Source organism: Intrasporangium sp., assembly GCF_036566125.1.
Classification (GTDB): domain Bacteria; phylum Actinomycetota; class Actinomycetes; order Actinomycetales; family Dermatophilaceae; genus Intrasporangium.
This window is the reverse complement of the sequence record NZ_DATCWX010000133.1, coordinates 1-4,671: the sequence shown is the minus strand read 5'-3', so window position 1 is coordinate 4,671 and position 4,671 is coordinate 1. Positions and strand designations below refer to the sequence as shown.

General features: G+C 69.6%; 3 protein-coding genes. 2 read left to right on the top strand and 1 reads right to left on the bottom strand.

All coding sequences use genetic code 11. The features are described 5' to 3' along the window. Positions 1-633 (top strand): 5-formyltetrahydrofolate cyclo-ligase (locus VIR15_RS07730; protein ID WP_331926894.1); only part of this gene is annotated, 633 nt, incomplete at its 5' end. On the opposite strand, the gene VIR15_RS07725 is transcribed toward VIR15_RS07730, so the two are convergent. Continuing rightward, positions 615-3,203 (bottom strand): penicillin acylase family protein, encoded by a 2,589-nt coding sequence (locus VIR15_RS07725; RefSeq protein WP_331926893.1) that lies wholly within the window; start codon positions 3,201-3,203, stop codon positions 615-617. The genes VIR15_RS07730 and VIR15_RS07725 overlap by 19 nt on opposite strands. 124 nt (positions 3,204-3,327) lie before the next feature. Between VIR15_RS07725 and VIR15_RS07720 the strand changes: the two genes are divergently transcribed. Further along, positions 3,328-4,671, top strand: a 1,344-nt coding sequence (locus VIR15_RS07720; RefSeq protein WP_331926892.1) for a potassium/proton antiporter, incomplete at its 3' end; no start/stop codon positions are given.

Below are 4,671 nucleotides of genomic sequence, written 5' to 3'. Positions count from 1 at the left end.
GAGCCGGTCGTCTCCAAGCGCGAGATCCGTCAGGCCGCGCGCCGCCGCCGCGCCGCCCTGGCCCAGTCGGTCGACCGGGCCAGCGCCGGCTCGGCCGTGGCCGAGGCCGTGCTGCGGTTCGTCCCAGAGCACGACGAGGAGCGCCTCCGCATCGCCGTGTACGAGTCGCTTCCCGACGAGCCGCCCACCGGGCCCCTCATCAAGGCACTGCTCTCGGCGGGCCACGAGGTCATCGTGCCCATCGTGCTCGACGACTTCTCTCTTGAGTGGACGTATGCCGCTGAGGGCACCACCGGCGACCGAGCGACCGTCTCGCGCCTCCCGAAGGACGCCACCTCCTCCGTGGACGGCCGGCCGTGGCTGGGGGTGGACGCCCTGCGTGGTTGCGACCTCATCGTGACGCCGGGGCTGTCCGTCGATTCGCGCGGCACCCGCCTGGGCCAGGGCGCCGGCTGCTACGACCGGGCCCTGCGGCACCGGGATGTCGGGACACCTGTCGTCACGTTGCTCCACGAGGGCGAGCAGAGCGACGCGGACCTGCCCCGGGAGCCCCACGACGCGGTCGTCGACGGTTACGTCACGACGAGTGGCCGGGTCGTGCGGACCCCGGCGTCTCAGCCGTTCGGCACCTGACCCGGCGGGACCAGCGTCAGCTCCGATTCCGTGGCTGCCGCCACCGCCTCGGTGCTGAAGGGCCACGGGAACGGCTCGTTGGCCGCCCACGCGTCGATCTGGTCGTCGTAGTGCGCGTTGTAGGGGTGGCCCGACTGACCCGTCGCGTTGACCCAGACGGACCGGTCGAGGTTGTCGAGGTCGATGACCATGCGCATCGACGGGCCGGACGTCACCTCGTAGCCGGAGCTCGAGGCATCCCACGAGTTGGCGTTGACGATGGAGCTGCCACCTCCGAGCTCGATTCCGCCACGGTTGAAGAGGTCGCGGATGAAGCCCGGCACCGACTCCTGGCCGAGCACCGGGTGCTCGAGGTTGAGCTGGTGGAGCCGGCCCCACCGCCACGTCGCGGGGACCTTGCCCAGCTTGCGGGCGAGGTCGAGGCGGGCGTCGACGAGCGCGCGCTTGAGGATCTCGCTCGACTCCTCGGTCACCCCGGGCGTCGTCTTGTCATCCCACCAGGCGTTCTCGGGGTCCTTGAGGAGCTGCTCCATGACGATCATCCATCGGCTGCCCCCGCTTGCGCCGATGTCCGGGGGCAGCTCGTCGAAGGTGTACTCGAGCAGGTGCTTCCAGACGGCGTTGAAGTAGGCCGCGGACGCCGAGTCCCTCGTCTTGTCCACCGGCTGGCTGCCGTCCCAGTCGCGCAGCAGCAGCTGCGCCTGGGCGGTGAAGTCGTCGACCTCGACGCCCAACAGGTGCTCGACGAGGACGGGCGCGAAGGTGTTGCGGTCGTCGCCCTGGATCTGGACCATTCGTTCGGGAGAGACCTTGTCAGCGCCGGCGAGGAGCGTGCGGATCCGCTCGGCGCGAAAGCCGTAGTCCCACTCGGACGTGAGGAATGGCTTGGGGCGCGCCGTGACCGCCTGGTTCGCCGTGACGATGAACCCCTCCTCCGGGTCGAGGACATGGGGCAGGTCCTCGAAGCGGACGAAGCCGCGCCAGTCCCACTGGCTGTCCCAGCCCGGCGCCGGCCAGAAACCGGGCACCGCGCCGGGAGTCGCCGACCGGCGAATGGGGATCAGCCCGGGCGCCTGATAGCCGATGTGCCCGTCGGTGTCGGCATAGATGAGGTTCTGGGAAGGAACGGCGAAGAGCGCAGCCGCCGCGCGGAACTCGCGCCAGTTGCCTGCCTTGTTCAGTCGGAAGATCGCGTCGGCCGTCTTGTTGGGGGTGAGCGCCGTCCAGGCGAGGGACACGGCAAAGCGGTTCGACTGCGTCACGCCTCGGACCGCGGACTGGTCTCCCGCCTCCGCCACGGCAGGAGAGGCATCGGAGAGGATCGGCCCATGGACGGTGTTGCGCACGGTGATCTGCAGGTCTTGGCCGCCGGCGACCTTGATCGTCTCCGTGCGGGTCTCGAGGTCGACCTGCGCACCGTCGCGCAGGTAGGAGCGGCCATTCACCTGTTCGAGGTAGAAGTCGGTGACGTCCGCCCCGAGGTTGGTGAAGCCCCACGCGATCTTCGCGTTGTGGCCGATGATGACCCCGGGGAGGCCGGAGAAGGCGAACCCCGAAACCTGGAACGGGCACTGTGGTGACACCGTCCGGCACTGGAGATTGACCTGCGTCCAGATGCTCGGGATGCCCAGGCTGAGGTGTGGGTCGTTGGCGAGCAGGGGCTTGCCCGTCGTGGTGCGGTCCCCGGACACGACCCACGAGTTGCTGCCGATCCCGTCGCCCTTGCCGAGCAGGGTCGGGATGGCGTCGACGGCCGCGGCCGCAGCATCGAAGGCGGCCTGTCCCTGCTTCAGCAGGGCGGTCGGAGTGGCGGTGGCGGCCTGTTCCGCCTGCGACGGCGTCGCCGATGGGTTCCAGTCCTGTTCTGACAGGATCGGCTGGTTGCGGTCGAACGGGTAGGGCGGGTAGAGCAGGTTGATCTGCTTCTCCGAGGTGCGACCGCCCCGCGAGAGCCGGGCTCGGGCGAGCTCGTCGTCATAATCGGCCTTCAGGTCCCAGGCCATGGCCTTGAGCCAGGCGAGGGAGTCGACCGGCGTCCACGGCTCGACCCGGTAGCCGGGAACGCTCCAGTCGAGCACCTGGTACTCGAGAGCCAGGTCGGCCGGCGACTCGGACTGCTTGAGGTAGGCGTTGACCCCGTCGGCATAGGCCTGCAGGTACTGGCGAGTCTCTGGGGCGAGCGTCGGCAGCTCCTGCTCGGCCACCCGGCGCCAGCCCATCGTCCTGATCACCCGGTCAGTGTCGACGCCGGCCTCTCCGACCAGCTCGGACAATCGGCCTGCCGTGATGTGCCGGCGCAGGTCCATCTCGAAGAATCGGTCCTGGGCGCTGACGTAGCCCTGCGCCCGGAAGAGGTCCGCTGCCGTGTCGGCATAGATCGTCGGCACGCCTCGAGCGTCCCGACTCACGTTGACCTGCCCCGACAGACCCTCGACCTCCAGCGTGCCCGACATCTCCGGGAAGGATCGCCTGATGGTCGAGACCGCAAGAATCGTCATCGCCACGAAGGCGATGACGATGAGGACGACGACCGAGAGGGCGATTCGGCGGGCGAGGTGGGCGCGGGGCACGCCATGCAGCCTAGGCCACGTGTCGGAGGTGTGCGGGAGGCGCGGTTGGGGGCGTTTGGACGTGACCAAGCTCAGCGGCATACGAATGGTTTGATGGGGTGCACCGCCAGCTGAGGAGCCAGCCGTGACCGCGCTCGCGTCCGTCACGTCGTCGGGAATGACTCTCGACGACCTCACACGCGTGTTGCTCGTCGGCTCGATCGTCCTGCTGGTGGCGGTTGCCGCGGTGCGGCTCTCGGTGGCGTCCGGGATGCCGTCGCTGCTCATCTACCTCGGCATCGGCCTCGTGCTGGGCAACGCGGGTGCCGGCATCCAGTTCTCCGACGCGTCGACCACCCGGGTTCTCGGTTATGCCGCGCTCGTGCTGATCCTCGCGGAGGGCGGCCTGTCGACGAAGTGGAGCAACATCCGCGGATCCGTCGCCCCGGCGGCGATCCTCGCCACCGTTGGGGTCGTCGTCTCCGTCGTGGTCGTCGGGATCGCCGCCCACGCCATCCTCGGCCTTTCCTGGGAGATCTCGCTCCTGCTGGGCGCGATCCTCGCCTCGACTGACGCGGCCGCGGTCTTCGCCGTCCTGCGCAATGTCCCGATCCCGCGTCGGCTGAGCGGCATGCTCGAGGCGGAGGCCGGCTTCAACGACGCCCCCGTCGTCCTGCTCGTCGTCGCGCTCGCAGCCCAGAGCATGCCGGGCGCGGTCGAGGAGCCGTGGTGGGAGCTGCTCATCATCGTCCTTCTCGAGCTCGCAGGAGGAGCGGCGGTCGGTCTCGCCGTCGGTTATCTCGGCGGGCTGGCGCTGCGGCGAGTGGCCGGCGGCTCGTCCGCCCTGTTTTCCATCGGCGTCCTCGCGCTCACCGTCCTCGCCTACGCCGTCGGCGCCGCCGCCCATGTCTCGGGCTTCTTGGCGACCTACCTCGCCGCACTGGTCCTCGGCAACATGAGCCTGCCCAACCGGACCTCGGTCCAGAGCTTCGCCACCGCGATGGGGTGGATCGCCCAGATCGGGCTGTTCGTGCTCCTCGGCCTGCTCGCCGACCCGTTCCGTCTTGACGAGCAGCTGCGCAACGCCGTCGTCATCGGGCTGGTCCTGCTCCTGCTCGCGCGGCCGCTGTCGGTCCTGGCGTCGACCGTCTGGTTCCGCATGCCCTGGCAGGACATGGCCTTCCTGTCGTGGGCCGGCCTCCGGGGCGCCGTGCCGGTCGTGCTGGCCACCGTGCCACTGGTCGCCGGGACCCCGAACACGAGCTGGATCTTCGACCTCGTCTTCGTCCTCGTGGTCGTCTTCACCATCCTGCAGGCACCTCCGCTGCCGTGGGTGGCCAGGCATCTCGGCCTCACCGAGCAGGTCCACTCGGTGGACGTCGGCCTCGAGAGCACACCGCTCGTGGAGATCGGGGCGGATGTCATCACCGTCACCGTCGGGGAGGAGTCCCGGCTCCATGGGGTCGCCATCTTCGAGCTGCGCCTGCCC